The 25,168-nt window shown below is 60.7% G+C and carries 32 protein-coding genes; 29 read left to right on the top strand and 3 right to left on the bottom strand.

Translation table 11 applies throughout. From position 1 onward, the window contains the following. Positions 1 to 48 precede the first annotated feature (48 nt). Both AC0IYS_RS29080 and AC0IYS_RS29075 read left to right on the top strand, forming a co-directional pair. Positions 49 to 582: a GbsR/MarR family transcriptional regulator gene (locus tag AC0IYS_RS29080; protein WP_471708429.1), complete on the top strand. Its 534-nt coding sequence runs from the start codon at positions 49 to 51 to the stop codon at positions 580 to 582. Between the two features lie 32 nt (positions 583 to 614). Continuing rightward, positions 615 to 1,571 carry a TIGR01777 family oxidoreductase gene (locus tag AC0IYS_RS29075; RefSeq protein ID WP_471708428.1) on the top strand — a complete coding sequence of 319 codons (957 nt, stop codon included), beginning with the start codon at positions 615 to 617 and terminating at the stop codon, positions 1,569 to 1,571. A 113-nt stretch (positions 1,572 to 1,684) separates the two neighbouring features. On the opposite strand, the gene AC0IYS_RS29070 is transcribed toward AC0IYS_RS29075, so the two are convergent. Further along, positions 1,685 to 3,400 (bottom strand): phosphoethanolamine transferase, encoded by a 1,716-nt coding sequence (locus AC0IYS_RS29070; protein WP_471708427.1) that lies wholly within the window; start codon positions 3,398 to 3,400, stop codon positions 1,685 to 1,687. Between the two features lie 291 nt (positions 3,401 to 3,691). Between AC0IYS_RS29070 and rpsL the strand changes: the two genes are divergently transcribed. The 5 genes from rpsL (at position 3,692) to rpsJ (ending at position 8,627) form a co-directional block, all read left to right on the top strand. Beyond that, positions 3,692 to 4,075 carry a 30S ribosomal protein S12 gene (rpsL, locus tag AC0IYS_RS29065; RefSeq protein ID WP_025603541.1) on the top strand — a complete coding sequence of 128 codons (384 nt, stop codon included), beginning with the start codon at positions 3,692 to 3,694 and terminating at the stop codon, positions 4,073 to 4,075. 157 nt (positions 4,076 to 4,232) lie between these two features. After that, a complete protein-coding gene (gene rpsG, locus AC0IYS_RS29060; protein WP_090325819.1) occupies positions 4,233 to 4,703 on the top strand; it encodes a 30S ribosomal protein S7 in 471 nt (156 codons plus the stop codon). A 108-nt stretch (positions 4,704 to 4,811) separates the two neighbouring features. Continuing rightward, on the top strand, positions 4,812 to 6,917 hold the full coding sequence (gene fusA, locus AC0IYS_RS29055) for an elongation factor G (protein WP_090325822.1): 2,106 nt from the start codon (positions 4,812 to 4,814) through the stop codon (positions 6,915 to 6,917). A 72-nt stretch (positions 6,918 to 6,989) separates the two neighbouring features. Then, positions 6,990 to 8,180, top strand: coding sequence for an elongation factor Tu (gene tuf / locus AC0IYS_RS29050; protein WP_090325678.1), 1,191 nt, complete (start codon positions 6,990 to 6,992; stop codon positions 8,178 to 8,180). Positions 8,181 to 8,309: 129 nt separating this feature from the next. Beyond that, positions 8,310 to 8,627: a 30S ribosomal protein S10 gene (gene rpsJ, locus AC0IYS_RS29045; protein WP_005663509.1), complete on the top strand. Its 318-nt coding sequence runs from the start codon at positions 8,310 to 8,312 to the stop codon at positions 8,625 to 8,627. 92 nt (positions 8,628 to 8,719) lie between these two features. On the opposite strand, the gene AC0IYS_RS29040 is transcribed toward rpsJ, so the two are convergent. Further along, positions 8,720 to 9,991, bottom strand: a complete 1,272-nt coding sequence (locus tag AC0IYS_RS29040; protein ID WP_471708426.1) for an ROK family transcriptional regulator — start codon at positions 9,989 to 9,991, stop codon at positions 8,720 to 8,722. A 329-nt stretch (positions 9,992 to 10,320) separates the two neighbouring features. Between AC0IYS_RS29040 and AC0IYS_RS29035 the strand changes: the two genes are divergently transcribed. The 6 genes from AC0IYS_RS29035 (at position 10,321) to AC0IYS_RS29010 (ending at position 16,375) form a co-directional block, all read left to right on the top strand. Next, a complete protein-coding gene (locus tag AC0IYS_RS29035) occupies positions 10,321 to 13,302 on the top strand; it encodes a TonB-dependent receptor (RefSeq protein ID WP_471708425.1) in 2,982 nt (993 codons plus the stop codon). 70 nt (positions 13,303 to 13,372) lie between these two features. After that, the gene (locus AC0IYS_RS29030) at positions 13,373 to 14,368 is read left to right on the top strand and encodes a cupin-like domain-containing protein (RefSeq protein ID WP_471708424.1); all 996 of its coding nucleotides are present in this window, start codon (positions 13,373 to 13,375) and stop codon (positions 14,366 to 14,368) included. A 45-nt stretch (positions 14,369 to 14,413) separates the two neighbouring features. Further along, positions 14,414 to 14,611, top strand: a complete 198-nt coding sequence (locus tag AC0IYS_RS29025) for a type II toxin-antitoxin system HicB family antitoxin (protein WP_471708423.1) — start codon at positions 14,414 to 14,416, stop codon at positions 14,609 to 14,611. Between the two features lie 112 nt (positions 14,612 to 14,723). After that, entirely contained in the window at positions 14,724 to 15,569 is an 846-nt protein-coding gene (locus AC0IYS_RS29020; RefSeq protein ID WP_471708422.1) for a DUF817 domain-containing protein, read from the top strand. A 115-nt stretch (positions 15,570 to 15,684) separates the two neighbouring features. Further along, entirely contained in the window at positions 15,685 to 16,080 is a 396-nt protein-coding gene (locus tag AC0IYS_RS29015; RefSeq protein WP_471708421.1) for an antitoxin PaaA2 family protein, read from the top strand. A 7-nt stretch (positions 16,081 to 16,087) separates the two neighbouring features. After that, positions 16,088 to 16,375 (top strand): type II toxin-antitoxin system RelE/ParE family toxin, encoded by a 288-nt coding sequence (locus AC0IYS_RS29010; RefSeq protein ID WP_471708420.1) that lies wholly within the window; start codon positions 16,088 to 16,090, stop codon positions 16,373 to 16,375. A gap of 127 nt (positions 16,376 to 16,502) precedes the next feature. Here AC0IYS_RS29010 and AC0IYS_RS29005 read toward each other — a convergent pair whose 3' ends face one another. Beyond that, the gene (locus AC0IYS_RS29005) at positions 16,503 to 17,297 is read right to left on the bottom strand and encodes a PEP-CTERM sorting domain-containing protein (RefSeq protein ID WP_471708419.1); all 795 of its coding nucleotides are present in this window, start codon (positions 17,295 to 17,297) and stop codon (positions 16,503 to 16,505) included. Positions 17,298 to 17,533: 236 nt separating this feature from the next. Here AC0IYS_RS29005 and AC0IYS_RS29000 point away from each other — a divergent pair, with 236 nt between their 5' ends. From AC0IYS_RS29000 to rpsH, 16 genes are all read left to right on the top strand, one after another. Beyond that, complete coding sequence (locus AC0IYS_RS29000) at positions 17,534 to 17,908, top strand: antitoxin PaaA2 family protein (RefSeq protein ID WP_471708418.1); 375 nt, start codon at positions 17,534 to 17,536, stop codon at positions 17,906 to 17,908. A 265-nt stretch (positions 17,909 to 18,173) separates the two neighbouring features. Next, positions 18,174 to 18,830: a 50S ribosomal protein L3 gene (gene rplC / locus AC0IYS_RS28995; protein WP_090325842.1), complete on the top strand. Its 657-nt coding sequence runs from the start codon at positions 18,174 to 18,176 to the stop codon at positions 18,828 to 18,830. Between the two features lie 3 nt (positions 18,831 to 18,833). Next, complete coding sequence (gene rplD / locus AC0IYS_RS28990) at positions 18,834 to 19,454, top strand: 50S ribosomal protein L4 (RefSeq protein WP_090325845.1); 621 nt, start codon at positions 18,834 to 18,836, stop codon at positions 19,452 to 19,454. Further along, a complete protein-coding gene (gene rplW, locus AC0IYS_RS28985) occupies positions 19,451 to 19,765 on the top strand; it encodes a 50S ribosomal protein L23 (protein WP_090325850.1) in 315 nt (104 codons plus the stop codon). The genes rplD and rplW overlap by 4 nt, the downstream gene beginning before the upstream one ends. After that, complete coding sequence (gene rplB, locus AC0IYS_RS28980) at positions 19,765 to 20,592, top strand: 50S ribosomal protein L2 (RefSeq protein WP_090325854.1); 828 nt, start codon at positions 19,765 to 19,767, stop codon at positions 20,590 to 20,592. The genes rplW and rplB overlap by 1 nt, the downstream gene beginning before the upstream one ends. Before the next feature lie 10 nt (positions 20,593 to 20,602). Further along, complete coding sequence (rpsS, locus tag AC0IYS_RS28975) at positions 20,603 to 20,878, top strand: 30S ribosomal protein S19 (protein WP_008444295.1); 276 nt, start codon at positions 20,603 to 20,605, stop codon at positions 20,876 to 20,878. Beyond that, a complete protein-coding gene (gene rplV / locus AC0IYS_RS28970; protein ID WP_173595008.1) occupies positions 20,875 to 21,207 on the top strand; it encodes a 50S ribosomal protein L22 in 333 nt (110 codons plus the stop codon). The genes rpsS and rplV overlap by 4 nt, the downstream gene beginning before the upstream one ends. Before the next feature lie 11 nt (positions 21,208 to 21,218). Continuing rightward, entirely contained in the window at positions 21,219 to 22,037 is an 819-nt protein-coding gene (gene rpsC / locus AC0IYS_RS28965) for a 30S ribosomal protein S3 (protein WP_090325859.1), read from the top strand. A 2-nt stretch (positions 22,038 to 22,039) separates the two neighbouring features. Then, the gene (rplP, locus tag AC0IYS_RS28960; RefSeq protein WP_090325864.1) at positions 22,040 to 22,459 is read left to right on the top strand and encodes a 50S ribosomal protein L16; all 420 of its coding nucleotides are present in this window, start codon (positions 22,040 to 22,042) and stop codon (positions 22,457 to 22,459) included. Between the two features lie 12 nt (positions 22,460 to 22,471). Further along, positions 22,472 to 22,663: a 50S ribosomal protein L29 gene (gene rpmC / locus AC0IYS_RS28955; RefSeq protein WP_090325867.1), complete on the top strand. Its 192-nt coding sequence runs from the start codon at positions 22,472 to 22,474 to the stop codon at positions 22,661 to 22,663. Then, a complete protein-coding gene (gene rpsQ / locus AC0IYS_RS28950) occupies positions 22,660 to 22,932 on the top strand; it encodes a 30S ribosomal protein S17 (protein ID WP_090325872.1) in 273 nt (90 codons plus the stop codon). The genes rpmC and rpsQ overlap by 4 nt, the downstream gene beginning before the upstream one ends. Before the next feature lie 267 nt (positions 22,933 to 23,199). After that, the gene (rplN, locus tag AC0IYS_RS28945) at positions 23,200 to 23,568 is read left to right on the top strand and encodes a 50S ribosomal protein L14 (protein ID WP_008444317.1); all 369 of its coding nucleotides are present in this window, start codon (positions 23,200 to 23,202) and stop codon (positions 23,566 to 23,568) included. Between the two features lie 9 nt (positions 23,569 to 23,577). Continuing rightward, positions 23,578 to 23,892, top strand: a complete 315-nt coding sequence (rplX, locus tag AC0IYS_RS28940) for a 50S ribosomal protein L24 (RefSeq protein ID WP_090325875.1) — start codon at positions 23,578 to 23,580, stop codon at positions 23,890 to 23,892. 6 nt (positions 23,893 to 23,898) lie between these two features. Further along, positions 23,899 to 24,438, top strand: coding sequence for a 50S ribosomal protein L5 (rplE, locus tag AC0IYS_RS28935; protein WP_090325878.1), 540 nt, complete (start codon positions 23,899 to 23,901; stop codon positions 24,436 to 24,438). A 7-nt stretch (positions 24,439 to 24,445) separates the two neighbouring features. After that, on the top strand, positions 24,446 to 24,751 hold the full coding sequence (gene rpsN / locus AC0IYS_RS28930) for a 30S ribosomal protein S14 (protein WP_008444324.1): 306 nt from the start codon (positions 24,446 to 24,448) through the stop codon (positions 24,749 to 24,751). A 14-nt stretch (positions 24,752 to 24,765) separates the two neighbouring features. Then, positions 24,766 to 25,161: a 30S ribosomal protein S8 gene (gene rpsH, locus AC0IYS_RS28925; RefSeq protein ID WP_008444325.1), complete on the top strand. Its 396-nt coding sequence runs from the start codon at positions 24,766 to 24,768 to the stop codon at positions 25,159 to 25,161. Positions 25,162 to 25,168: the final 7 nt, after the last annotated feature.

The following is a 25,168-nucleotide window of genomic DNA, read 5'->3' as shown; positions in this document are numbered from 1 at the left end:
CTGCGAGGAATTCTATTATTTCTGTAACGACAGAAATGAAAGAATTCCATGATCCTCGCGCCGACCATCCAGAAATACGTCCTGCACTGGGGCGAGATGGGCACGCGCTGGGGCGTCAACCGCACGGTGGCGCAAATCCACGCGCTGCTGTTCCTGTCCAACCAGCCGCTGCCGGCCGAGGAGATCGCCGAGACGCTGACCGTGGCGCGCTCGAACGTCAGCAACAGCCTCAAGGAGCTGCAAAGCTGGGGGCTGGTGCGCATCACCCACATCGCCGGTGACCGGCGCGACCACTTCGTCGCGCTGCAAGACGTGTGGGAAATTTTCCGCGTCATCGTTGAGGAGCGTAAAAAGCGCGAGATCGATCCGACCCTGACGGTGCTGCGCGAATGCGCGCTCGAGGCCGAGCACGACCCGGCGCTGGAACCGGCCACCAAGGTCAAGATGGATCAGGTGCTGGAGTTCCTCGAAATGCTCACCGCCACCTACGGCGACTACAAACACCTGCCACCGGCCACCATGCAGCGTTTCCTGAAAATGGGCGGCAAGGTCGCGCGCCTGTTGGGCGGCGACGAGCGCTGACACTCCCACCACCAAAACCACAAGGCCATCCCATGACCACCCGCCCCACAGAAGACAGCATCGACCGGGCCGCGCGCTTCGGCGACGTTCCGCGCAATTTCCTAGTGACCGGCGCGACCGGCTTCATCGGGCAGCGGCTGGTGAAGGCATTGCTGGCCGACGGCCACCGCGTCACCGTCCTCAGCCGCGCCCCCCGGCGGGCCGCCGCGCTGTTCGACGGACGCGTGGACAGCGTCGCAGCCATGGACGAGCTGCCGCCGTCGCGCGTGGTTGACGTGGTCATCAACCTGGCCGGGGCGCGCATCCTCGGCTGGCGCTGGACGGCGGCGCGGCAAGCGGCCTTGCGCGCCAGCCGCGTCGGCCTCACGCGCAAGCTGGTCGACTGGATCGCCACCGCCGGGCACAAGCCGGCCATGTTGTTGTCGGCGTCGGCGATCGGCTACTACGGCATCCAGAAGCGGGGCGACGACACGGTGCTGACCGAGAAGGATGGGCCGCAGCCGATGTTCATGTCCGATCTGTGCCGCGAGTGGGAGCAGGCCGCGCAGGGAGCGGAGGCGCACGGCGTGCGCGTGGCCCGCATGCGTTTCGGGCTGGTGCTGGGGACGCAGGGCGCGCTGCCGATGATGCTGCTGCCGATCAAGCTGGGGCTGGGCGGTCCGCTGGGCGGCGGCACGCAGTGGCTATCCTGGATCCACGTCGACGACCTGATCGGCGGCATCGCCCACCTGTGCCGTCGCGGCGAAGGCGGCGCCTACAACTTCACCGCGCCGGAAGTGGTGAGCCAGGCGCAATTCAGCCGCATGGCGGCGTCCGTGCTGAAGCGTCCGTACGGAGTGCCGACGCCGGGCTGGCCGATGCGGCTGGCGCTGGGCGAGCAGGCCGACCTGCTGCTCGAAGGCCAGCGCGTCTTCCCCGAGCGGCTGACGGAAGAGGGCTTCGTGTTCCGCCACCCAAGCCTGGACGGCGCGCTGCGTAGCCTCAACTAACGTCGGGGTCATAACGTCGGGGTCAAGTCTGTCATTCGGACACGGGCTTGACCGTATCGATGATAAAGGCTGACCTCGTGTCCGAATGTCAGACTTGACCCCGATCGACTTTCTCATTTTTCCTGCTTGAGCGGCTTGCCCTTGTCCATCACTTCGCGGCAGTCGCCTTTGAAGGTGGCGTGGTCGTAGTCGCTCCAGCCATAGCTGTCGACGTAGCGTTTGTGCGACTTGAAGCGCTTGTTGATGAAGCTCCACTCCAACCGCTCATCCTCATATTGGATGTCGCCCAGGTCGAGCAGTGTGTGGAAGATGTTTTCCGTCGCCAGCCTGGCCTTGCGGTGGCGCAGCAGTTGCCTGACCTTGTCGGGATAGCGTTCCCTGTATTCGTCCGAATACCACACCAGCGCCGGGACGTGGAATTCGTGCTGCGTGTTGTGGCCGTGGAAGGCGAGGTTGCAGCTGCCGTCATATAAAGTCTGGCCGTGGTCGGCGACGTACATCATCGACGTCAGCTGCGCCGTGTCCTTGAGCTGGCCGATCACCTGTGCCAGGAACCAGTCCGTGTAGAGGATCGAGTTGTCGTAGCTGTTGTTCATCTCCGGCTTGATTTTGATGTCGGTGTGCGCCGGCTTGTCGACGCCTAACAGCGACGGCTGCCATTTGTCGAAATCCTTGGGGTAGCGCTGGCTGTAGTTCCAGTGGCTGCCCAGGGTGTGCAGCACGATCAGCTTTTTCGGCGCCGGGTCGGCGATCGCGTGCCGCAGCGGTTCGAGCAGGATCTGGTCGAGGTTGGACCGGCTTTTGTAGCCGCCCAGGTTCATGAACTGGATCACGTCCGCTTCCTTGGCGAACACCGATACCGGCGTGTCGAACTCGCCGAACGAGATCTGGTTCGACAGCCACCAGGTTTTGAAGCCGGCTTCCTTGTAGGCGGTCAGGAAGGATTTCTCCGAGAAGCCTTCCTTGAGGCTTTGCATCGCCGGCTTGCGCGAGATAATGACCGGGATCGATAGCCGCGTCGCCGACACCGCCGTGATGACGTCGCTCAGCGCCACCAAATTCGGTTCCTGGCGCAGCAGCGGCGTGGTGTCGCGCGCGTAGCCGTTGACGCCCCAGCGGTCGTAGCGCGACGATTCGCCCAGCACCATGATGACGATTTCCGGCCGCTCGTTGGCCTGCGGCTGGTGCGCCTGGAAGCGGAAGGCGCTGCTGCGCTCGCCAAGGCGCGCCAGGTAGAGTCGCTCCTTATAAAAGTCCAGCCCGCGCGCCGGCAGCCCCAGCGGCCACGACGAGGCGAAGTCGTTCAAGCTCAGCGGCGAGAGTCCGTTGGCCGCCAGCCCGCCCAGCACCACTAATATAAAGAGCGCGATCCAGCGGCTGCGGCCGCGCCAGGCCAGCGCCGGACTGCGGCCGGCGGCCAGCTGGATCGCCAGCCACCAGCCCAGCACGCCGAGCAGGACCAGCCCCATCAGCCAGATCTTGTTGCCGAGGAATTCCATCGCTTCTTTGGGGCTGCTCTCGGCGATGATGCCCAGGTGATGGGTGGAGATGCCCTGGCCGTAGTACATGAACAGATACATTTCCGTCGGCAGCGCCAGCAGCGCCGGCAGCAGCAGCCAGTGGAACCAGGCGGGACGCTGGAACACGGCCCACACCGCCACCCAGGCCAGCAGTTCGGCGGCAAGGATGCGGCCGAGGTCCGGCACTTGTCGGCCCAGCAACAACGGTACGCACGGCACCAGCGACAACAACAGGTAGCTGGCGAGCACGAACAGCGGAGCGGGGCGAAGCAGCGGGGTCGGGGACGGTACGGAGAAGAGGCGGCGCATTCCAGGGGCAAGATGTGTTAATGTTTGCCATTATCAGCCGTTTTCTTGCTTCCAGGCCAGTTTTTAGGGGCCTGTCATGTCGCATGTTGCCGCGAAAAAGTTTGACTGGTCATCCGATCACGTCTATACTCGCGAGTTCTCTATTTAGTCTGCGCATCGTATACGCTGTTTCAGGCCGCTCCCCGCGAGTGGCTATTCGCGCCTCCGCTGCACATTAGATCGGGACTAGGTTTTAGTCCCCGGACATGTTGTCCGGGTGTTCAACGTTGTTATTTAGTTGGGTTTAGAACGATGCCAACCATCAATCAACTGATTCGCAATCCACGTGTCGCTCTGACCGTGAAAAGCAAATCGCCGGCGCTGGAAAACAGCCCGCAAAAGCGTGGTGTTTGCACCCGTGTGTACACCACCACTCCTAAGAAGCCTAACTCGGCTTTGCGTAAAGTCGCCAAAGTGCGTCTGACCAACGGTTTCGAAGTCATTTCGTATATCGGCGGTGAAGGCCACAACTTGCAAGAGCACAGCGTTGTCCTGCTGCGCGGCGGCCGCGTAAAAGATTTGCCGGGTGTGCGTTACCACATGGTTCGCGGTGCACTGGATACCCAGGGCGTCAAAGACCGTAAGCAAGCCCGCTCGAAATACGGTACCAAGCGCGCTAAGGCTGGTAAGAAGTAATCTGCATTAAAAATACAAAAGTTTTCGCTCGGTGGCAGCTAGCTTAGTGAATGTAATCGACCGCAACTGGTCGAGTAAGTGGATGGCTATGATGGCCCTCCGCGAGAGTGCGAATCCCATATCTGCGCACCTCAACTGAAGATTGAAAGGAATTGATATGCCACGTCGTCGTGAAGTACCCAAGCGCGAAATTCTGCCGGATCCAAAATTCGGCAACACGGATGTCGCCAAATTCGTGAACGTTCTGATGCTGTCCGGTAAAAAATCGGTCGCAGAAAACATCATCTACGGTGCCTTCGAGCACATCGCTTCGAAATCCGGCAAAGATCCGCTGGAAGTGTTCGCTACCGCGATCAACAACGCCAAGCCACTGGTTGAAGTCAAATCCCGTCGCGTCGGTGGTGCAAACTACCAGGTGCCGGTCGAAGTACGCCCAGTGCGCCGTATGGCCCTGTCGATGCGTTGGTTGCGCGAAGCCGCGAACAAGCGCAGCGAAAAATCCATGCCACAACGCCTCGGCGGTGAGCTGATGGAAGCGGCCGAAGGCCGTGGCGGTGCGATGAAGCGTCGCGATGAAGTGCACCGCATGGCTGAAGCGAACAAGGCGTTCTCGCACTTCCGCTTCTAATAAAATCGGCCAGATTTTTCTGGCTGTTATCTGTTGTTCGAGGCCGGGCTCATTTTTTATCCAAAAAATGGTGCTCGGTTTTGTCCATTCAAAGATTTAGGAATAACTATGGCCCGCAAGACCCCCATCGAGCGCTACCGCAATATCGGTATCTCCGCTCACATCGATGCAGGTAAGACCACCACCACCGAACGCGTCCTGTTCTACACGGGCGTGAACCACAAGATCGGTGAAGTTCACGATGGCGCCGCCACCATGGACTGGATGGAGCAGGAGCAAGAGCGCGGCATCACCATTACGTCCGCTGCGACCACCTGCTTCTGGAAAGGGATGGCTAACAACTTCCCTGAGCACCACATCAACATCATCGACACGCCGGGCCACGTCGACTTCACCATTGAAGTCGAACGCTCGATGCGCGTGCTCGACGGCGCTTGCATGGTTTACTGCGCAGTGGGCGGTGTTCAGCCACAGTCGGAAACCGTATGGCGTCAGGCCAACAAGTACAAAGTGCCACGTCTGGCCTTCGTCAACAAGATGGACCGTACCGGCGCCAACTTCTTCAAGGTCTACGAGCAGATGCGCGCTCGCCTGAAGGCAAACCCGGTCCTGATCCAGATCCCGATCGGCGCCGAAGAAAACTTCAAAGGCGTTATCGACCTGGTCAAGATGAAAGCCATCCTGTGGGACGAAGCGTCCCAGGGCATGAAGTTCGACTACGTCGAGATCCCGGAAGAGCTGGCTGCATCGGCCGCCGAGTGGCGCGAGAAGATGGTTGAAGTCGCCGCCGAAGCGACCGAAGAACTGATGAACAAGTACCTGGAAGAGGGTGACCTGTCCGAAGCCGAGATCAAGAAAGCGCTGCGCGATCGCACCATCGCTTCGGAAATCGTGCCGATGATGTGCGGTACCGCTTTCAAGAACAAGGGCGTGCAAGCCATGCTGGACGCGGTCATCGAGTACCTGCCGTCGCCACTGGACATCGAAGACGTCGGCGGTACCGACGAGGACGAACAGCCGACCACCCGCAAGCCGTCCGACGAAGAGAAGTTCTCGGCGCTGGCGTTCAAGATCATGACCGACCCGTTCGTCGGCCAGCTGGCCTTCTTCCGCGTGTACTCGGGCGCCGTCAATTCGGGCGACACCGTGTACAACTCGGTCAAGGGTCGTAAAGAGCGTCTGGGCCGTATTCTGCAGATGCACGCGAACCAGCGCGAAGAGATCAAAGAAGTGCGCGCCGGCGACATCGCCGCCGCCGTTGGCCTGAAAGACGTGACCACGGGCGAAACCCTGTGCGATCCGACCTCGATCATCGTGCTGGAGCGCATGGTCTTCCCTGAGCCGGTGATTCAGCAGGCCGTGGAACCAAAGACCAAGGCCGACCAGGAAAAAATGGGTCTGGCACTGAACCGCCTGGCACAGGAAGATCCGTCGTTCCGCGTCAAGACCGACGAAGAGTCGGGCCAGACCATCATCGGTGGTATGGGCGAGCTGCACCTGGAAATTATCGTCGACCGCATGAAGCGCGAATTCGGCGTGGAAGCGACCGTCGGCAAGCCACAGGTTGCGTACCGCGAAACGATCCGCAAAACCTGCGAAGAATCCGAAGGCAAGTTCGTCAAGCAGTCGGGTGGTCGTGGTCAATACGGTCACGTGGTTTTGAAGATCGAACCGCAAGAACCAGGTAAAGGTTTCGAATTCGTTGACGCCATCAAAGGCGGCACGGTTCCACGCGAATACATCCCTGCGGTTGAAAAGGGTGTGCGCGGTACCCTGAACACCGGTGTTCTGGCCGGCTACCCAGTGGTCGACGTCAAGGTCACGCTGTTCTTCGGTTCGTACCACGATGTGGACTCGAACGAAAACGCGTTCCAGATGGCCGCTTCGATGGCGTTCAAGGAAGGCTGCCGCAAAGCGTCGCCGGTTATTCTGGAGCCGATGATGGCTGTGGAAGTGGAAACGCCGGAAGACTACGCCGGTACCGTGATGGGCGACCTGTCGTCCCGCCGCGGTATGGTGCAGGGCATGGACGAGATCCCAGGCGGCGGTGGCAAGATCATCAAAGCTGAAGTGCCGCTGTCCGAAATGTTCGGTTACTCGACCACGCTGCGTTCCGCAACGCAAGGTCGTGCTACCTACACGATGGAATTCAAGCACTACTCGGAAGCGCCTAAGCACGTTATCGACGCGATCGTCACTGCTAAAGCTAAGTAATTTTTGTATTTTTGCGCCGCCGGGAGATCCTCGGCGGCGCATATTTAAAACATTGTTCTAAGGAAGAATAAAATGGCAAAAGGTAAATTCGAACGGACCAAGCCGCACGTCAACGTCGGCACCATCGGCCACGTCGACCACGGCAAGACCACCCTGACCGCTGCAATCGCTACCGTTCTGTCGAAGAAATTCGGCGGCGAAGCGAAAGCATACGACCAGATCGATGCGGCTCCGGAAGAAAAAGCACGCGGCATCACCATCAACACCGCGCACGTCGAGTACGAAACCGCTGCCCGTCACTACGCACACGTTGACTGCCCAGGCCACGCCGACTACATCAAAAACATGATCACCGGCGCGGCACAGATGGACGGCGCGATCCTGGTGTGCTCCGCAGCTGACGGCCCGATGCCACAGACCCGCGAGCACATCCTGCTGGCCCGCCAGGTTGGCGTTCCATACATCATCGTGTTCCTGAACAAGTGCGACCTGGTCGACGACGCTGAGCTGCTGGAACTGGTCGAAATGGAAGTTCGCGAGTTGTTGTCGAAGTACGAATTCCCAGGCGACGACGTGCCGATCATCAAAGGTTCGGCCCGTATGGCGCTGGAAGGCAAAGAAGGCGAAATGGGCGTTGACGCGATCATGCGTCTGGCCGACGCACTGGACAGCTACATCCCTACGCCAGAGCGCGCAGTCGATGGCGCCTTCCTGATGCCAGTGGAAGACGTGTTCTCGATCTCGGGTCGCGGTACCGTTGTGACCGGTCGTATCGAGCGCGGCATCATCAAGGTCGGCGAAGAGATCGAAATCGTTGGTATCACCGACACCGTCAAGACCACTTGCACCGGCGTGGAAATGTTCCGCAAGCTGCTGGACCAGGGTCAAGCCGGCGACAACGTCGGTCTGCTGCTGCGCGGCACCAAGCGTGAAGACGTACAGCGTGGTCAGGTTCTGGCCAAGCCGGGTTCGATCAAGCCGCACAACCACTTCACCGGCGAGATCTATGTCCTGTCGAAAGATGAAGGCGGCCGTCACACCCCGTTCTTCAACAACTATCGTCCACAGTTCTACTTCCGTACGACTGACGTGACCGGTTCGATCGAACTGCCAGCGGACAAAGAAATGGTTATGCCAGGCGACAACGTGTCGATCACCGTCAAGCTGATCAACCCGATCGCGATGGAAGAAGGCCTGCGTTTCGCTATCCGTGAAGGCGGTCGTACCGTCGGCGCGGGTGTGGTTGCTAAGATCATCGCCTAATTAATTTTGCGTGATTGAAACAGGGTCGGCATGGTGTGATACCATGTCGACCCTTACGCGTTACAACTCGTTCTTTTAAATATTGCTGGCGCTACATAGTTGCCAGTTCGCTCTTTTCAAGGAAAAATCATGTCCGCACCAAACCAGAAAATCCGTATCCGCCTGAAGGCTTTCGACTACAAGCTGATCGACCAGTCCGCACTGGAAATCGTTGACACCGCCAAGCGCACCGGCGCCGTGGTCAAGGGCCCAGTCCCACTGCCAACCCGCATCCAGCGTTTCGACGTTCTGCGTTCGCCACACGTCAACAAGACTTCGCGCGACCAGTTCGAAATCCGCACCCACCAGCGCCTGATGGACATCGTCGACCCAACCGACAAGACCGTTGACGCGCTGATGAAGCTGGACCTGCCAGCTGGCGTCGATGTCGAAATCAAACTGCAATAATCATTGCTGAGCCGGTGGGCGGGGTCGTTCCCGTCCACGGTGTTGAAGAGCCGGGCCTGTTCGCCAACGCGAGCACGCCCGGCTTTTTTGCGTCAGGCCGGCGGCAATTGGCGGCTGGCGCCCTGGCCGCCGAACGGGCGCATCAGATGGTGCCGCGCCATGGCCGCGCCGCCGATGGCGATGGCGTTGGCGCCGAAGTGGGGCGTGCGGATGGTCGGCGCCGGCAGTTGGGTGGCCTCGGCGTAGTCGCGCAGCACGGCGCGCCCCGGCGCTAAAAAGCGTTCGCCCAGGCGCAGCGCGGCGCCGCCGACGACGATGCACATCGGGTCGAACGCCACCCACAGGTTGTTGAGCAGCACGCCCAGGTGGCGCCCGGCCGCCTCGACCGCCCGGCACGCGGCCGGCTCGCCGGCGCCGGCCTGGGCGAACAGGCGCTCGAGCCGCTCCGGCCCGGACGCCGCGCCCGTGCCGGCCTCGCCGGCGTTGCCGGTTTCTCCGGCCGCGCCCGGCGCGCCGTCGACCTGGTCCATCAGCGCGCGCATGCCGATCAGGGCGTCGGCGCAGCCGCGCCGCCCGCACGAGCAGCGCGGGCCGCCCTGCTGCAGGATGGTGTGGCCGACCTCGCCCGCGAAACCGTACAGGCCCGTCAGCAGGCGGCCGTTGACGACGATGCCGGCGCCGACGCCGTAGCCGATGCTCAGGTAGATCAGCGGATCGGCGCCGACCTGGCCGGCAAATTCGAGCTCGGCCAGCGCGGCAACGTTGGCCTCGTTCTGGATGAACAGCGGCAGCCCGGCCAGCGCGCCGGCGGCCACGCGTGCGCGCAATCCCCCGAGCACGTCGACGTCGCGCCAGCCCAGGTGGGGCGCGTAGCGCAACACGCCGGTGGCGTCGTCGACCACGCCGGGCACGCCGATGCCCAGGCCGAGCGGGGCCCGTCCGCCGAGGGCGCCGCCGGGCGCCGTCATCGCCATCAGCGCGTCGGCGATCAGGCCGACGCAGGCGGACGGGTCGGCCGGGTCGGGGTAGGGCAGGGCGCGCTCGGCCAGCACCGTGCCGAGCAGGTCGGTGGCGACCACGCGGGCGCCGCCGATGCCCAGGTCGACGCCCAGCAGCGCCAGGCGGCCGGTGTCGAGCCGCAGCGGCGTGGCGCGCCGGCCCAGCGCGCCGGTGGCGACCAGCGCGCTTTCGCTGAGCCAGCCCTCGTCGAGCAACTCGCGCACCAGCAGGCTGACGGTGGACTTGGTCAGGCCGACCGCCTCGGCCAGCGCGGCGCGCGACAGGCCGGGCGCGCCGCACAGGCGGCGCACCAGGGCCATGCGGTTGATTTGTTTGAGCAACTGCTGGTCGCCGGCGACGATCATGGGCACGTTTCAAAGTGGGGGCTGCGGGGGATCATACGCCGGCCGGCGGGGGCGTGCGCGGCTTTCGCCCCGTTTTGGGGAGGAAACAAGCGCCGGGTTGGGGCTTCTTTACAACACTGCACGAATTTGGCGCGGTAATTCGTTCGATCAATTGACTAATGGTTTTTTTGCACTTATTCTGGCAAGGCCTTATTGATTTGTTATTCGACTGAAAGCAGATCGACAGTAATTGCGGTTGTTTGTAGTGTTGCCACTTCCGACGTTGCCTCGACCCTGCTCGATACGTCGGAGCGATAAATATAATTAAGGAGATGTAAGTGCATAAAAATTTGAAAACGTTTTCAGAGTCGCCGCTGAGCCAGCGCCGGTTGATCTGCCTGGCAGTGGCCGGCGCGTGCGCCACGTTCGTGCCCGCGTTCGCCCAGACCGCCGGCGTGCCCGGTGACGGCGCCGACGGCCCGAAAGTGGTCGTCACCGGCATTCGCGCCAGCATGCAGTCGACCATGAACATGAAGCGCAACGCCGACGGCATCGTCGACGGCATCGTCGCCGACGACATCGGTAAATTCCCCGACACCAACCTGGCCGAATCGCTGCAGCGCATCTCCGGCGTGTCGATCGACCGCAGCAACGGCGAGGGCCAGAAGGTCACCGTGCGCGGCCTCGGTCCCGACTTCAACCTGGTGCTGCTCAACGGCCGCCAGATGCCGACCACCGACCTGAGCGACCTGTCGGGCCGTTCGTTCGACTTCTCCAACCTGGCCTCGGAAGCGATCTCGCAGCTGCAGGTGTATAAAACCGGCCGCGCCGACAGCCCGTCCGGCGGCATCGGCGCCACCATCAACGTGATGACCGCGCGTCCGCTGGACAATCCCGGCATGCGTGCCAGCATCGGCGCCAAGGCCGTCAAGGACGACTCCAATAAAGAACTGCCCGGCATGCTCAAGGGCGACAGCGTCACCCCTGAAGTGTCTGGCATCTACAGCAACACCAGCGAAGACGGCCGTTTCGGCATCGCCGTGAGCGCCAGCCACCAGCGCCGCGACTCCGGCTACAACCGCGCCGGCCTGGCCAATGGCTACCAAGGTCCGTACCTCGGTTCTGCCACCCTGCCGGAAGGCGCAACCCTGCCGCAGCCGGGCCAGCCCGGCTCGGAGAAGATCACCAACCGTCCCGGCCAGAACGATTTGTATCTGATCCCGCAGAACTTCGGCTACGGCGTCAACGCCATCTCGCGTCAGCGCACCAACGGCCAGCTGGTGCTGCAATTCCGTCCGGTCAAGGAACTGACCACGACCCTGGACCTGACGTACTCGGAACAGAAGATCCAGACCAAGCGCAACGAGCTGAGCGTGTGGTTCGGCCAGACCCCGACCTCGACCAGCACCTGGCCGGGCGGCAAGGTGCAGACCCCGCTGACCTATATGGAAACGTATACGACGCCGCAGGATATCTCGGTGGTGGGCGGCGACTACGCGACCAAGACCAAGAACAAGTCGATCGGCTTCAACACCGTATGGAAGGCCACCAACGACCTGCGCCTGGAGTTCGACGTCCACCATTCGAACGCCGAATCCGGCGCCGACAGCCCATGGGGCAGCGAGAACAACCTGTCGAACGCCAGCTACAGCCGCGGCAATACGATGGTCGACTTCACCAAAGAGTTGCCGGTGGTGAGCATGCCGGCGGCCAACCTGGCCGCCGCGCCGATCCAGGCCACCGGTTCGTGGTTCCACAACAGCTGGCAGAAGGCCACCATCAACCAGGCCCAGACCAAGGGTAACCTGAAGCTGTTCGAGGCGTCCGAGCTGAACTTCGGCGTCGGCTACACCGACTCGACCAACCGGTCGACCTATTCGAACGTGCAGAACAACAGCTGGGGCGGCGCCTCCAAGGCGTCCGATTATCCGGGCAGCCTGTTCCAGGCCAATTCGCTCGGCTCGTTCTTCAAGGAATTCGGCGGCCACAACGCGCCAGAGCTGTTCGGTTCGCTCTACACCTTCGACTTCGGCAAGGTGCGCGCCGCCACGGCCGCGGCCACCGGCCTGTCGACCTACCTGCCGAATTTCGACAGCGCCGACACCGACCGCAAGCTGACGGAAAAAACCACCTCCGGTTATGTATCGTTCGGCACGGACTGGGATGCCGCCATCCCGTTCCATACGTCGGTCGGCGTGCGCATGGAGCGCACCAAGGTCACCTCGGTGGCGCAAGTACTGGTGGGCACCGGCGTGGTATGGGAATCGCAGAATGAATTGCCGCTCAAGTTCGCCGGCGCGTCGTACAGCACCCAGGACGCCAGCTACAACAACGTGTTGCCGGCCCTGAACTTCGACGCCGATCTGCGTCCCGACATGAAACTGCGCGCAAGCGTCGGCACCACCATCGGCCGGCCGCGCTACGACCAGATGCAGGGCGGCTTGACGCTCGGCACCATCGGCAACGTGTTTACCGGCGGCACCGCCTCGGTCGGCAACCCGGCCCTCAAACCGGTCAAGTCGAAGAACCTGGACTTGTCGTGGGAATGGTATTACGACCAGCAGAGCGTGCTGTCGGTCGCCGGCTTCCACAAGAAGATGGACAACTACGCCGGCCAGACGGCAACCTCGACGCCGCTCTACAACCTGCACACGCCGGTCGGCGGCGCGTATTACACCGCGGCGCGCAACGCCGGTTGCTCTGCGGCCGACACCAACTGCCTGCGCAACTACATCCTGACCAACTTCCGCGGCCAGCCTGGCGTGGAATACCTCGGCGTCAAGTCGGACGGCAACCTCGACGGCAAGATCACCGGCCAGCCGGGCGATCCGCTGATGCCTTTCCTGCTGACTTCGTATGCCAACCAGAAGTCGGCCACCGTCAAGGGCGCCGAGATCAACGTGCAGCACATGTTCGGCCGCACCGGCTTCGGCGTCCAGGCCAACTACACGTACGTGACGTCGCCGACCAAGTACGACGACGCCAATGTCCAGGATCAGTTCGCGATCCTGGGGCTGAGCAACTCGGCCAATCTGGTGGGTATCTATGAAGACCAGAAATGGTCGGTGCGCGTGGCCTACAACTGGCGCGACAGCTTCCTGGCCGCGACCGTCGATGCGGGCGGCGGCCGCCCGGCGCCGGTCTATACCGACAAGTACGGTCAGACCGACATCAGTGTTGGGTACAATGTCACCGACAAGCTGAGCCTGCAGGCCGAGGTCATCAACCTGACCAACGCCACCCAGCGCCAGTACGGCCGCACCGAGCGTTCGACGCTGAACGTGACGCAAGCCGGTCCGCGTTACATGCTGGGCGCGCGCTACAAGTTCTGATCTTGAACGGTAGCGTGTAGCCGGGCCACGGGCCGTCGCGATGCGACGGCCTTTTTCATTGGGGAAGTCGATGCAACAGATAGTGGAAGTGGGCGGCGCGGGGCCGCTGTCCGACGAAGTATTGGCCTCGCCGGTGCCGCTGGTGCTGCGCGGGCTGGTCGCCGACTGGCCGCTGGTGCGCGCCGCGCGCGCCGGGACGGGGCAGGCCGACGCCTACCTGCGCCGCTTTTACCGCGACGCCACCGTGCTGGCCAGCCACAGCCCGCCGGGCACGGGTGGCCGCATCTTTTATAACGACGACCTGAGCGGCTTTAATTTCACGTCGCAGATGGTGCGCTTCGACCAGGTGCTCGACGCACTCATCGCGCACCTGGACGCGGCCGATCCGCCGACCTTGTACGTCGGCTCGACCACGGTCGACACCTGCCTGCCGGGCCTGCGTGCCGAAAACGATGTCGACCTCGGCGCACGCGATCCGCTGGCCAGCCTCTGGATCGGCAACCGCACCCGCATTCCGGCCCACTACGACGTGCCGGACAACCTGGCGTGCGTGGCGGCCGGACGCCGCCGCTTCACCTTGTTCCCGCCCGAGCAGCTGAAGAACCTGTATGTCGGGCCGCTCGACTTCACGCCGGCCGGGCAATCGGTCAGCCTGGTCGATTTCGCGCGGCCGGACTTCGAGCGCTTTCCGCTGTTCGCCGAGGCGCTGCGGCACGCGCAATCGGCCGAGCTGGAGGCGGGCGACGCGCTGTTCATCCCCAGCATGTGGTGGCACCACGTCGAGGGACTCGAATCGTTCAACATCCTGATCAACTACTGGTGGCGCCAGTCGCCGGACTGGATGGACACGCCGGCCAGCACCTTGTCGCTGGCCTTGATGACCTTGCGCGACCTGCCGCCGGCCCAGCGCGCGGCGTGGAAGGAGATCTTCCGCCACTACGTGTTCGACAGCGACGGCGGCGAGGCGGCGCACATTCCGCCGGCCGCGCGCCACTCGCTGGCGCCGCTCGACGACGACGCCGCGCGCATGTTGCGGGCGCAGATCCTCAGGCGGTTGAATCGGTAGAGGCGGTGGCCGAGGTCTATAATGGACTTTTGAGCGGGAGGCGACATGAAATACCGAGTTGCGCTTCATAAATCCGAAGAGGGCTATAGCGTCTCTGTTCCGGGGCTGCCAGGTTGTTGTTCGCAAGGGGCAACCGAGGAAGAGGCGCTTGAAAATATCAAATCGGCGATCGCCGAGTATCTTGAAGTCGTGGAGGAGAATCTCCACGGTACCATCACGCGCGAAGTGGACGTGGTGCGGTAGCCATGGTCCGCGTTCCCGGCGTCAATCACTTGGATGTGGTCAAGGCGCTGCAGAAGGCCGGCTTTCACGTCGCCCGGCAGAGCAAGCATATTATCGCCCAACCGGATACCCCATGCTCGCCGCGCTAGACCTGCATTTGCTCAACAATTCGCCTCGTCACACACTGCGCGGCGCTCCGCGGTTTCTCATTGAGTTCCTTTATTTCGGCATCAAGGAGGCGAGGGCGTGCCTGTTTGTCGCACTGTTTTTCGCGGCCGTGTTCCTGGTGCCGCGCGCCGGCATCCTCGGCTTGCCGCGCTACGACGTGCTGTTGGTGGCGGCCTTGGCGATCCAGGTGTGGATGGTATGGGTCGGGCTCGAAACCTGGGACGAGCTCAAGGCCGTCTGCCTGTTCCACTTGGTCGGCTTCGCGCTGGAGGTGTTCAAGGTGTCGGGCAGCATCCAGTCGTGGAGTTATCCGGACTTCGCCTACACCAAGGTGCTCGGCGTGCCGCTGTTCTCCGGTTTTATGTACGCCGCCGTCGGCAGCTATATCATCCAGGCGTGGCGCTTGTTCGACTTGCGGATTCGTCATCACCCGCCGTACTGGATGGCGGTGTTTGTCGCGCTCCTTATATATGTCAACTTCTTCACCCACCACTACATCGGCGACTACCGCTGGTATTTGGCCGCGTGCGCGCTGGGCCTGTATGCGCGCACCACGGTGGTGTTCCGCCCGCTCGACCGCGATCGCCAGATGCCTTTGTTGCTGAGTTTTGTGCTGATCGGCTTCTTCATCTGGCTGGCCGAGAACATCAGCACCTTCTGGGGCGTGTGGCGCTATCCCAACCAATTGGGCGCGTGGTCGGCGGTCCATGTCAGCAAGTGGAGCTCGTGGTCGCTGTTGGTGGTGATGACCTTCACCATCGTCGCCCATTTGAAGCACATCAAGGCCCGCATCCATGTTCCCGAGGGGTGATCGTGCGCGAGCGATGCGGGCATATAATGGCTTCTTTAGGAGGCCCGCTCTAACGGGTCGCGCGGGCTTGCCCAGTAGGCTGAGCCAATGGTAAAGAATTAGCGAAAGAGCCGCTATGAACGCGAATACTTTGGATTTCGAGGAAATGCGCGCGTTGGTGCACTCGGATGAGGATTGCGACGTGTCGGTCGTCGGGGCCAATGACAATTGGCGTATTTTTATTCATACCCATGCGAATGTGCGCGCGCTTAGCCGCACATCCGAAGGCTTAGCAGCGGCATTTGCGACCCTTACTGACGTTGAATTGGAATTACGGGAACTTGGTGTCGTGCATTTTGAAGTGGCGTGTAACGGCTCCGACAGCCCGATGGATGCGCCCTTCACGGAAGTGGACCCGGAATACAACGCTTGGTTCAGGGCCCAGGTACAAGAAGCGCTGGACGACCCGAGTCCACCGATTCCGCATGAAGAAGCAATGCGTCAGATACGCGCGGCATTGAAATTAAGCTGAGGCCACAGTGCCGGCCGTCGTGTGGAGGGCGAGGGCGCTTGGCGATCTTGAGGCGATCGCCCGTAAAATCTCCGCCGGTAGCATTCGCGGTGCCGAAAAACTGCTGCGCACTATCGCTGCGCAAGCAGCGCTCCTTGCCTCTCACCCGCATATGGGACGGACGGGGAGGGAGGCTGGAACCCGTGAACTTATCGTTCATCGCCATTATTCGATGGTATACAAGGTAGTAGGCGACCGCGTGTATGTTTTGCGGATATTACACACTTCCAGGCAATGGCCGAAGCCAGGCACCTAGTAGACGCTCCCCGCCGCAACCCGCATGTCGCCTCGCTTTCCCCCGTCCAGCCACACCGGCCGATAATTCCGCGTAAACCCGACATGCCTCGTACTGAGTTGTTGCGTCAAGGGCCTAGAGCCAAGGGTCAGGATGTGCGGCCCGCCCGCCGGACGGCGCTGCCCGTTAGCAGCAAGCCGGCCAGCAGCATGGCGTAGGTGGTCGGCTCCGGCACCACGGCAGCCGTCACCGTGATGTCCGTGTAGGCGAGGAAGTTGACGCTCACTGTCATGGCGGTGGCGCCGGGGTTGGCGAAGGCCAGGGTGAAGAATTCGCTGCTGCTGGCGGCGCTGGTGTCCTCGCCCCAGATCAGCGCGCTCTCGCGCGACAGATAGCTGAAGGTGTGCATTTCGCTGTCGGTGATGTCGACCGATGCCCAGCTGAAGACGCCATTCCCTTCGCCGGCGTCCAGCGAGCGCGTGGCATCAGTGAGCACATCGCCGGACACGGTCAGCAATGTATGCGGGGCCAGGGTCAGCCATATCCACTGCTGGCTGTCGGCACTGACCATGTTGTCCAGCCCGAGGGCGGTGCCGGTGGTGACGTGGGCGGCGACATTGCCCATGGCGCCGGTGGTGGTGGCGCCGGCCGTGGCCGAGCTGTGCGCCATCTGCGCGTTGCCGGCGGTGTAAGGCGGCGGAGTCACAGTGGTTGGATAGAAGCCGCCGCCGGTATTGCTGGTATCGGTGTAGACCATGAGCCGGCTTTCGAATGAATCGATGATATAGCCGGCGTTAGCGTCGTCCTGCGGCGTGAGGTCGATGACGCCGAGCGTGACGTTGCCGATGCTGGTGGTACCACTCGCGCTGGCCAGCGCGGGGCCGGCGGCCAGGCTGGCGCAGGCGGCCAATACGGGCAATATCGTGCGCAACAGTTTATTCATGACGTCTCCTTGGTGCCGTCGGGCGCCTTTTTATCGATTGGAAAGAGTGGGGCGGGAGCCAGCGATGGCTGGTGGGAGTTCATGCTACCGACGCCTGAAGCGAGTCGATTGATCCCGCTCAGCAGTCGGTTCGACGACGCGCCGTCGCGCTTTAGCGTGGGCCTGCGCCGGCTCTCGGTCCTGCATCCCTGTCTGTGCTAGATTAGTCGAATGCCGATTGTCTGAGAGGAGGGCATATGAAAGCGCAGACCATACAACCTGCCGCGCTGGCCGAACTGGCCCAGGCAGGCGGCAATTTCAGCGTCTCGGTACGGGCGCAAGCCGGCGGCTGGACCGTGTATGTCCACGATGAGCGCAAAGATTATTCGTTGGTGGATGCCGAGAGCAACCGGGTAGCGATCTTTGCGGCGCTCGACGACGTCGAGCGGCGGCTGCAATCATTGGGCATCTGCCAGTTCCAGGTCGACGGCCGCCTTGAAGGCTACTCGGACGATCCTTCCTACGACGCCTGGCTGCTGGCGCAAATCCAGGAGGCGCTCGACGATTCGTCGCCATCGATACCGCACGAAGAGGCCATTCGGCAGATCAGAGCTGCGATAAAGGCGGGATAATGTCCCCGCCCCGCCGGATTGATTGGCGAAAGCAAGCCGTCGATGACATGGCCGCAACCCGCATCCCGCCTCGCTTTCCCCCGTCCCGCCACACCGGCCCGATAATTCCGCGTAAACCCGACATACCCCGTACTTAGTTGTTGCGTCAAGCCCCTTTTCACGCTACACTAGCCGGCTTCGGTATGGATTCGACCTTTTATTGGTCCGTACTAATTTTGTAGTTCAACATATCCCCGCCCAATCGTAGGTGGGAATTGGAGAAAAAATGAGCCTTGGCCTCCTCGGTCGCAAGGTTGGTATGATGCGCATCTTCACGGATGAAGGGGACTCGATCCCTGTCACCGTGCTGGACGTATCGAACAACCGTGTTGCGCAAATCAAAACTCCTGAAACTGATGGTTACTCCGCAGTTCAGGTCGCATTCGGTCAACGTCGCGCTTCCCGCGTAACGAAGGCTGTTGCTGGTCACCACGCTAAAGCTGGTGTTGAAGCCGGTACTCTGTTGAAAGAGTTCCGCGTCGACGCCACCAAGGCAGCAGAATTGAAAGCCGGCGATGTCGTTGCCGCTTCGCTGTTCGAAGTCGGTCAAAAGATCGACGTTCAAGGTGTCACGATCGGTAAGGGCTATGCCGGTACCATCAAGCGTCACCACTTTGCTTCGGGCCGTGCCACCCACGGTAACTCGCGTTCGCACAACGTTCCAGGCTCCATCGGTATGGCGCAGGATCCAGGCCGCGTGTTCCCAGGTAAGCGCATGACCGGTCACCTCGGTGACGTCACCCGCACCGTGCAGAACCTCGAAATCGCCCGTATCGACGCCGACCGTCAGCTGCTGCTGGTCAAAGGCGCGATTCCTGGCGCGAAAAATGGCCAGGTCGTCGTATCGCCTGCTGTTAAAGTTAAAGCAAAGAAGGGAGCTTAAACGATGGAACTCAAGCTCTTGAACGCTCAAGGTCAAGCCGCCTCTAACGTAGCTGCCGCCGACACCATCTTCGGCCGCGACTACAACGAAGCCCTGATCCACCAGATCGTCGTTGCTTACCAAGCCAATGCGCGCAGCGGCAACCGTAAACAAAAAGACCGTGAAGAAGTCCACCACACGACCAAGAAGCCATGGCGCCAAAAAGGCACCGGCCGCGCTCGTGCTGGTATGTCGTCGTCGCCACTGTGGCGCGGCGGTGGTCGCATCTTCCCGAACTCGCCCGACGAGAACTTCACCCACAAAGTGAACAAGAAGATGTACCGCGCAGGTATCTGCTCGATTCTGTCCCAGCTGGCCCGCGAAGAGCGCCTGGTTGTGGTCGAAGATTTCGCGATCGAAGCGCCAAAAACCAAGCTGCTGTCGCAAAAGCTGACCGGCATGGGCTTTGACTCGGTACTGATCATCACCGACGTCGCCAACGAAAACCTGGAACTGGCTTCGCGCAATCTGCCGAACGTTCTGGTTGTCGAGCCACGTCACGCAGATCCAATGTCGCTGGTGTTCTACAAGAAGATTGTAGTGACCAAGGCCGCATTGGCCAAGATTGAGGAGATGCTGGCATGAGCGCATTGAAATTTAGCGAAGAGCGCCTGATGAAGGTGCTGGTAGCTCCGGTCATTTCCGAGAAGGCCACCATGGTCGCGGAAAAGAACGAGCAGATCGTGTTCCGTGTTACCACCGACGCGACCAAGCCAGAAATCAAGGCCGCCGTTGAACTGCTGTTCAAAGTCGAAGTGGAATCGGTGCAGACCGTCAACCGCGAAGGTAAGCAGAAGCGTTCCGGCGCCCACACCGGCCGCCGCAACCATACCAAGCGTGCTTTCGTGTGCCTGAAGCCTGGCCAGGAAATCAATTTCTCCGAGGAGGCTAAATAATGGCACTCGTTAAGATGAAGCCAACCTCGCCAGGCCGTCGCGGCATGGTGAAGGTTGTGAACCCGGACCTGTACAAAGGTCGTCCGTTCGCAGCCCTGGTTGAGAAAAAATCGAAGACCGCCGGCCGTAACAACAACGGCCACATCACCACCCGTCACATCGGTGGTGGTCACAAGCAACACTATCGCCTGATCGACTTCAAGCGTCAGAAGGATGGCATTCCTGCGAAAGTGGAACGGATCGAATACGATCCAAACCGCACCGCGAATATCGCCCTGCTGTGCTACGCCGACGGCGAGCGTCACTACATCATCGCCACCAAGGGCATGAGCGTGGGCGACACCGTCATGAACGGCTCGGAAGCGCCGATCAAGTCGGGCAACTGCCTGCCGATCCGCAACATCCCGGTCGGTACCGTCATGCACTGCGTCGAAATGCTGCCAGGTAAGGGTGCCCAGATGGCCCGTACCGCCGGCGCCGGCGTCGTGTTGATGGCCCGCGAAGGCACCTACGCCCAGGTCCGCCTGCGCTCGGGTGAAGTCCGTCGCGTGCACATCGAGTGCCGTGCCACCGTGGGTGAAGTCGGCAATGCCGAACACAGCCTGCGCAAGATTGGTAAAGCTGGTGCGATGCGCTGGCGCGGTGTTCGTCCTACCGTTCGCGGTGTGGTCATGAACCCGGTCGATCACCCGCACGGTGGTGGTGAAGGTAAAACCGCAGCTGGTCGTCATCCAGTGTCGCCTTGGGGCCAACAGACGAAGGGTAAGAAGACCCGCAGCAACAAGCGCACTTCTTCCATGATCGTCTCGCGCCGCGGCAAGAAATAAGGGGTAGCACATGACTCGTTCATTGAAAAAAGGGCCGTTCTGTGACGCCCACCTGGTGAAAAAAGTCGAAGCGGCGCAAGCGGCCAAAGACAAAAAGCCAATCAAAACCTGGTCCCGTCGTTCGACCATCATGCCTGACTTCATCGGCCTGACGATCGCCGTCCACAATGGCAAGCTGCACGTGCCGGTGTACGTCTCCGAGAACATGGTTGGTCACAAGCTCGGTGAATTCGCGCTGACCCGCACGTTCAAGGGCCATGCCGCTGACAAGAAGGCGAAGAAATAATGGAAACCAAAGCAATCCTCAAGGGTGTGCGCTTGTCGGATCAGAAAGGTCGCCTCGTGGCCGACCAGATCCGCGGCAAGAAAGTTGACGCAGCACTCAACATTCTGCAATTCAGCCCGAAAAAGGGCGCGACCATCATCAAGAAAGTGCTGGAGTCGGCGATCGCCAACGCCGAGCACAACGATGGCGCCGACATCGACGAATTGTTCGTCAAAGTCATCTACGTCGAAAAGGGTCCGATCCTCAAGCGCTTCACCGCACGCGCTAAGGGCCGGGGTGATCGCATCTCGAAGCAATCGTGTCACATTTACGTGACCGTCGGCAACTAAGGAGCTATAGCATGGGTCAAAAAATCCACCCAACCGGCTTCCGCCTGTCGGTTACCCGTAACTGGGCCTCGCGTTGGTATGCTGGCAACAGCAACTTCGCTTCGATGCTGAACGAAGACTTGAAGGCGCGCGCCTACCTGAAGACCAAGCTGAAGAACGCTTCGGTCGGCCGCATCGTCATCGAGCGTCCAGCCAAGAACGCGCGTTTCACGATCTACAGCTCGCGTCCGGGCGTGGTCATTGGTAAAAAAGGCGAAGACATCGAAGTACTGAAGTCGGCGCTGACCAAGATCATGGGCGTTCCTGTCCACGTGAACATCGAAGAAATCCGCAAGCCGGAAATCGACTCGCAGCTGATCGCCGATTCGATCGCCCAGCAGCTGGAAAAGCGCATCATGTTCCGCCGCGCGATGAAGCGCGCCATGCAAAACGCCATGCGTCTGGGTGCCCTGGGCATCAAGATCATGTCGTCGGGTCGTCTGAACGGTATCGAAATCGCTCGTAAAGAGTGGTACCGCGAAGGTCGTGTGCCACTGCACACCCTGCGCGCCGACATCGACTACGGCACCAGCGAAGCTTCGACCACCTACGGCATCATCGGTGTCAAGGTCTGGGTATACAAGGGTGACCGCGCGCCGAACGGCGACGCACCAGTCATCGATACCCCGCCGGACGAGAAGAAGCCACGTGGCCCACGTCGTGACGACGGCAAACCAGCTGGCCGTCCGCGCCCAGCCGGCGCCGGCGCCGGTGCTAAACCAGCCGCTCCAGGCGCAGCCCGCGTTCGTAGCGCCGCTGCCGCCAAGCCGGCCGAGAAAGCAGGAGAATAATCATGCTGCAACCAGCACGCAGGAAGTATCGTAAAGAGCAGAAAGGCCGTAACACCGGCATTTCGCATGGCACCGGCACTTCGGTGTCGTTCGGTGAATTCGGTCTGAAAGCCGTTGCCCGTGGTCGTATCACGGCACGCCAGATCGAAGCCGCTCGTCGCGCCATGACCCGTCACATCAAACGTGGCGGCCGTATCTGGATCCGCATCTTCCCGGACAAACCGATTTCGAACAAGCCAGCCGAAGTTCGTATGGGTAACGGTAAGGGCAATCCAGAGTACTACGTCGCTGAAATCCGTCCGGGCAAAGTCCTGTACGAAATGGACGGCGTCGACGAAACCTTGGCGCGCGAAGCATTCCGCCTGGCCGCTGCCAAACTGCCACTGGCGACGACCTTCGTGGTCCGCCAAGTCGGCCAATAACAGGAGTGAAATATGAAAGCATCTGAACTCCGCGGCAAAGACCAGGTAGCTCTGCAAAAAGAGCTGACTGACCTGTTGAAGGCCCAGTTCGGCCTGCGCATGCAAATCGCGACGCAGCAGCTGAGCAATACTTCGCAGCTCAAGAAGGTACGTCGCGACATCGCACGTGTAAAAACGGTAATGAACACCAAGGAAGCCAAATGACCGAAACAGTGAACAAGCCGCTCAAGCGCACGCTGGTCGGTAAAGTGGTGTCCGACAAAATGGACAAAACCGTTACCGTTCTGATCGAACGTCACGTCAAGCATCCTTTGTACGGCAAGATCATCATGCGCTCGAACAAGTATCACGCGCATGACGAGACCAACCAGGTGAAAACCGGTGACACGGTGGAAATCGTGGAAGGTCGTCCGATCTCCAAAACGAAGGCATGGACCGTGACGCGCGTGGTGCAAGCCGCGCAAATCGTTTAATTAAGTGCGCCCCGCTTTGCCGGCAACGGCGGGCGGGGTGTTTTTAATTAGTTCTTGCAAGCCCGCGAGTTGTGTTATATACTTGCGGGCTTCGTTCATGTAACGCCGCAAAGTGTCTGGCCACAGACGCAGAACCGTGCGGTCGGTCGCAGTACGAAGGTCAAGCACCCAAACATCACGCCCTGCATGGGCGCGCTGGCGGGACCAAGACTGACCGCAGGTCCGCATTGTGTGGATTCTTCGGCTTAAGTTGGGAAAGAGAATACTATGATTCAAACTGAAAGCCGGCTCGAAGTGGCCGACAATACCGGTGCAAAAGAAGTTATGTGCATCAAGGTATTGGGCGGTTCCAAGCGCCGTTATGCTGGCATTGGCGATGTGATCAAAGTGACTGTCAAAGTCGCCGCGCCACGTGGCCGTGTCAAAAAAGGTGAAATTTATAACGCCGTGGTTGTGCGCACCGCTAAAGGTGTTCGCCGCCAAGACGGTTCCCTGGTGAAGTTCGACGGCAATGCCGCCGTTCTGTTGAACGCCAAGCTGGAACCGATCGGTACCCGTATTTTTGGACCAGTGACGCGCGAGCTGCGCACTGAAAAGTTCATGAAGATCGTGTCCCTGGCACCGGAAGTCCTGTAAGGAGTCGTAATGGATAAGATTCGTAAAAACGACGAAGTCATCGTTCTGACCGGGAAAGACAAGGGCAAACGTGGCGTCGTTTCGCGTCGTGTAGATGCGGAGCATGTCGTGGTTGAAGGCGTCAACGTCGCTAAAAAAGCGACCAAGCCTAACCCAATGACTGGCGTACAAGGTGGTATCGTCGACAAGACTATGCCGATTCACGTGTCCAACGTTGCATTGTTCAATGCAGCTAGTGGCAAGGCAGACCGTGTCGGTTTCAAAGAAGTGGATGGCAAAAAAGTCCGCATCTTCAAATCGTCCGGCGAAGTAGTGAAGGCTTAAGAAATCATGGCACGTCTCCAAGAATTCTACAAAGATAAAGTCGTCGCCGACCTGACCGCGAAATTCGGTTACAAGTCGGTGATGGAAGTTCCACGCCTGACCAAGATCACCCTGAACATGGGTGTTGGTGAGGCAATCGCGGACAAGAAAGTCCTCGAACACGCCGTCGGCGACCTGACCAAGATCGCTGGCCAAAAGCCAGTGACGACCAAGTCGCGCAAAGCTATCGCGGGTTTCAAAATCCGTGAAGGCTACCCGATCGGTACCATGGTCACCCTGCGTGGCGCTCGCATGTACGAGTTCCTCGATCGCTTCATCACCGTGGCCCTGCCGCGCGTGCGCGATTTCCGTGGTGTCAATGGTCGTTCGTTCGATGGCCGCGGCAACTATAACATCGGTGTCAAAGAGCAGATCATCTTCCCTGAGATCGAGTACGACAAGATCGATGCGCTGCGTGGTATGAACATTTCGATTACCACCACCGCCAAGACCGACGACGAAGCCAAAGCTTTGCTCGCCGCCTTTAAATTCCCGTTCAGGAACTAAGAAGATCATGGCAAAACTCGCACTGATTAACCGTGAGCAAAAGCGTGTGGACCTGGCGAACAAATTCGCCGCCAAGCGCGCTTCGCTGAAGGCCATCATTGATGACCAGTCGAAGTCGGAAGAAGAACGTTACGAAGCGCGCCTGAAGCTGCAAGCGCTGCCACGTAACTCGGCTCCGACCCGCCAGCGTAACCGCTGCGCCGTCACCGGTCGTCCTCGCGGCACTTTCCGTAAATTCGGTCTGGGCCGTATCAAGCTCCGTGAATTCGCCATGCGTGGTGAGATTCCGGGTATGACTAAAGCAAGCTGGTAATAGGAGAATATGCAATGAGTATGAGCGATCCTATCGCCGATATGCTGACCCGCATTCGTAACGCCCAGGGCGTGCAAAAAACGACCGTGGCCATGCCATCGTCGAAAGTCAAAATTGCGATTGCCAACGTCCTCAAGGACGAGGGTTACATTGAAGATTTCGCCGTAGCCGAAGCTGGTGGCAAAGCGGAACTGAAAATCGGTTTGAAGTATTATGTTGGCCGTCCCGTCATCGAGCGCCTTGAGCGCGTGTCCCGTCCGGGCCTGCGCGTCTACAAGGGCAAGGACGAGATCCCTACTGTGATGAATGGCTTGGGTGTGGCGATCGTGTCGACTCCGCAAGGCGTCATGACGGACCGCAAAGCACGCGCTACCGGTGTCGGCGGCGAAGTTATTTGCTACGTCGCATAAGGAGTTA

The sequence above is a fragment of the Duganella sp. AC237 genome, from assembly GCF_979254035.1.
This window is presented reverse-complemented; position numbering and strand designations above follow the sequence as displayed.

Bases quoted from the DNA above. Each gene is read 5' to 3' on its own strand.
- AC0IYS_RS29075 (WP_471708428.1), top strand. From the start codon at position 615: ATGACCACCCGCCCCACAGAAGACAGCATCGACCGGGCCGCGCGCTTC.
- rplN (WP_008444317.1), top strand. From the start codon at position 23,200: ATGATTCAAACTGAAAGCCGGCTCGAAGTGGCCGACAATACCGGTGCA.
- rplE (WP_090325878.1), top strand. From the start codon at position 23,899: ATGGCACGTCTCCAAGAATTCTACAAAGATAAAGTCGTCGCCGACCTG.
- rplB (WP_090325854.1), top strand. From the start codon at position 19,765: ATGGCACTCGTTAAGATGAAGCCAACCTCGCCAGGCCGTCGCGGCATG.
- fusA (WP_090325822.1), top strand. From the start codon at position 4,812: ATGGCCCGCAAGACCCCCATCGAGCGCTACCGCAATATCGGTATCTCC.
- tuf (WP_090325678.1), top strand. From the start codon at position 6,990: ATGGCAAAAGGTAAATTCGAACGGACCAAGCCGCACGTCAACGTCGGC.
- rpsC (WP_090325859.1), top strand. From the start codon at position 21,219: ATGGGTCAAAAAATCCACCCAACCGGCTTCCGCCTGTCGGTTACCCGT.
- rpsN (WP_008444324.1), top strand. From the start codon at position 24,446: ATGGCAAAACTCGCACTGATTAACCGTGAGCAAAAGCGTGTGGACCTG.
- AC0IYS_RS29020 (WP_471708422.1), top strand. From the start codon at position 14,724: ATGCTCGCCGCGCTAGACCTGCATTTGCTCAACAATTCGCCTCGTCAC.
- AC0IYS_RS29025 (WP_471708423.1), top strand. From the start codon at position 14,414: ATGAAATACCGAGTTGCGCTTCATAAATCCGAAGAGGGCTATAGCGTC.
- rpsL (WP_025603541.1), top strand. From the start codon at position 3,692: ATGCCAACCATCAATCAACTGATTCGCAATCCACGTGTCGCTCTGACC.
- rpsH (WP_008444325.1), top strand. From the start codon at position 24,766: ATGAGTATGAGCGATCCTATCGCCGATATGCTGACCCGCATTCGTAAC.
- rplC (WP_090325842.1), top strand. From the start codon at position 18,174: ATGAGCCTTGGCCTCCTCGGTCGCAAGGTTGGTATGATGCGCATCTTC.
- rpmC (WP_090325867.1), top strand. From the start codon at position 22,472: ATGAAAGCATCTGAACTCCGCGGCAAAGACCAGGTAGCTCTGCAAAAA.
- rplW (WP_090325850.1), top strand. From the start codon at position 19,451: ATGAGCGCATTGAAATTTAGCGAAGAGCGCCTGATGAAGGTGCTGGTA.
- rpsQ (WP_090325872.1), top strand. From the start codon at position 22,660: ATGACCGAAACAGTGAACAAGCCGCTCAAGCGCACGCTGGTCGGTAAA.
- AC0IYS_RS29005 (WP_471708419.1), bottom strand. From the start codon at position 17,297: ATGAATAAACTGTTGCGCACGATATTGCCCGTATTGGCCGCCTGCGCC.
- AC0IYS_RS29030 (WP_471708424.1), top strand. From the start codon at position 13,373: ATGCAACAGATAGTGGAAGTGGGCGGCGCGGGGCCGCTGTCCGACGAA.
- AC0IYS_RS29040 (WP_471708426.1), bottom strand. From the start codon at position 9,991: ATGATCGTCGCCGGCGACCAGCAGTTGCTCAAACAAATCAACCGCATG.
- rplD (WP_090325845.1), top strand. From the start codon at position 18,834: ATGGAACTCAAGCTCTTGAACGCTCAAGGTCAAGCCGCCTCTAACGTA.
- AC0IYS_RS29015 (WP_471708421.1), top strand. From the start codon at position 15,685: ATGAACGCGAATACTTTGGATTTCGAGGAAATGCGCGCGTTGGTGCAC.
- AC0IYS_RS29080 (WP_471708429.1), top strand. From the start codon at position 49: ATGATCCTCGCGCCGACCATCCAGAAATACGTCCTGCACTGGGGCGAG.
- rplP (WP_090325864.1), top strand. From the start codon at position 22,040: ATGCTGCAACCAGCACGCAGGAAGTATCGTAAAGAGCAGAAAGGCCGT.
- rpsS (WP_008444295.1), top strand. From the start codon at position 20,603: ATGACTCGTTCATTGAAAAAAGGGCCGTTCTGTGACGCCCACCTGGTG.
- AC0IYS_RS29070 (WP_471708427.1), bottom strand. From the start codon at position 3,400: ATGCGCCGCCTCTTCTCCGTACCGTCCCCGACCCCGCTGCTTCGCCCC.
- rplX (WP_090325875.1), top strand. From the start codon at position 23,578: ATGGATAAGATTCGTAAAAACGACGAAGTCATCGTTCTGACCGGGAAA.
- AC0IYS_RS29000 (WP_471708418.1), top strand. From the start codon at position 17,534: ATGAAAGCGCAGACCATACAACCTGCCGCGCTGGCCGAACTGGCCCAG.
- rpsJ (WP_005663509.1), top strand. From the start codon at position 8,310: ATGTCCGCACCAAACCAGAAAATCCGTATCCGCCTGAAGGCTTTCGAC.
- rpsG (WP_090325819.1), top strand. From the start codon at position 4,233: ATGCCACGTCGTCGTGAAGTACCCAAGCGCGAAATTCTGCCGGATCCA.